This is a genomic window from Chromohalobacter beijerinckii, from assembly GCF_023061185.1.
GTDB lineage: Bacteria > Pseudomonadota > Gammaproteobacteria > Pseudomonadales > Halomonadaceae > Chromohalobacter > Chromohalobacter beijerinckii.
Genome location: NZ_JAKGAK010000040.1, coordinates 1 through 1,800, shown reverse-complemented (window position 1 = coordinate 1,800; position 1,800 = coordinate 1). Strand labels below are relative to the sequence as shown.

Here is a 1,800-nt window from a genome sequence, read left to right as displayed (position 1 = left end):
TCGGGCACACGCAAGCCGCTCCGCTCTTGTCATATCGAGCCCGGAGCCGCTCTTTAACAAACGATCAGGTAATTCATGTGGGCGTTTGCTCAGGTAGGGGTGCCAGTCACGACCTATCAAGGCAAACGACTCGTCAAGGATCTTCGGATCTTTTTGAGAACGTTTTAGTCTTGAACCAAGTTTGGTCCGCTCAACGGACTATCAGACTTTCAACTGAAGAGTTTGATCATGGCTCAGATTGAACGCTGGCGGCAGGCCTAACACATGCAAGTCGAGCGGTAACAGGTCCAGCTTGCTGGACGCTGACGAGCGGCGGACGGGTGAGTAACGCATAGGAATCTACCCAGTCGTGGGGGATAACCTGAGGAAACTCAGGCTAATACCGCATACGTCCTACGGGAGAAAGCGGGGGCTCTTCGGACCTCGCGCGATTGGATGAGCCTATGTCGGATTAGCTAGTTGGTAAGGTAACGGCTTACCAAGGCAACGATCCGTAGCTGGTCTGAGAGGATGATCAGCCACACCGGGACTGAGACACGGCCCGGACTCCTACGGGAGGCAGCAGTGGGGAATATTGGACAATGGGCGAAAGCCTGATCCAGCCATGCCGCGTGTGTGAAGAAGGCTTTCGGGTTGTAAAGCACTTTCAGCGAGGAAGAAAGCGTGCCGTTTAATACACGGTACGGACGACATCACTCGCAGAAGAAGCACCGGCTAACTCCGTGCCAGCAGCCGCGGTAATACGGAGGGTGCAAGCGTTAATCGGAATTACTGGGCGTAAAGCGCGCGTAGGCGGCGTGTCACGCCGGGTGTGAAAGCCCCGGGCTCAACCTGGGAACGGCATCCGGAACGGGCAGGCTAGAGTGCAGGAGAGGAAGGTAGAATTCCCGGTGTAGCGGTGAAATGCGTAGAGATCGGGAGGAATACCAGTGGCGAAGGCGGCCTTCTGGACTGACACTGACGCTGAGGTGCGAAAGCGTGGGTAGCAAACAGGATTAGATACCCTGGTAGTCCACGCCGTAAACGATGTCGACTAGCCGTTGGGTCCCTTGAGGACTTAGTGGCGCAGTTAACGCGATAAGTCGACCGCCTGGGGAGTACGGCCGCAAGGTTAAAACTCAAATGAATTGACGGGGGCCCGCACAAGCGGTGGAGCATGTGGTTTAATTCGATGCAACGCGAAGAACCTTACCTACCCTTGACATCCTGCGAACCCGGAAGAGATTCCGGGGTGCCTTCGGGAGCGCAGAGACAGGTGCTGCATGGCTGTCGTCAGCTCGTGTTGTGAAATGTTGGGTTAAGTCCCGTAACGAGCGCAACCCTTGTCCCTATTTGCCAGCGATTCGGTCGGGAACTCTAGGGAGACTGCCGGTGACAAACCGGAGGAAGGTGGGGACGACGTCAAGTCATCATGGCCCTTACGGGTAGGGCTACACACGTGCTACAATGGCCGGTACAAAGGGTTGCGAAAGCGCGAGCTGAAGCCAATCCCGAAAAGCCGGTCTCAGTCCGGATCGGAGTCTGCAACTCGACTCCGCGAAGTCGGAATCGCTAGTAATCGTGCATCAGAATGGCACGGTGAATACGTTCCCGGGCCTTGTACACACCGCCCGTCACACCATGGAAGTGGACTGCACCAGAAGTGGTTAGCTTAACCTTCGGGAGAGCGATCACCACGGTGTGGTTCATGACTGGGGTGAAGTCGTAACAAGGTAGCCGTAGGGGAACCTGCGGCTGGATCACCTCCTTAAACGACCGCGCATCCCCCTGGGTAAGCGCTCACAATGAATTACCTGATCG

Annotated in this window: 1 rRNA gene; it reads left to right on the top strand. The window is 56.2% G+C overall.

What is annotated here, in order from left to right:
* Positions 1-210: 210 nt before the first annotated feature.
* A 16S ribosomal RNA gene (locus tag L1075_RS15550) occupies positions 211-1,750 on the top strand.
* The last annotated feature ends 50 nt before the right edge of the window (positions 1,751-1,800 follow it).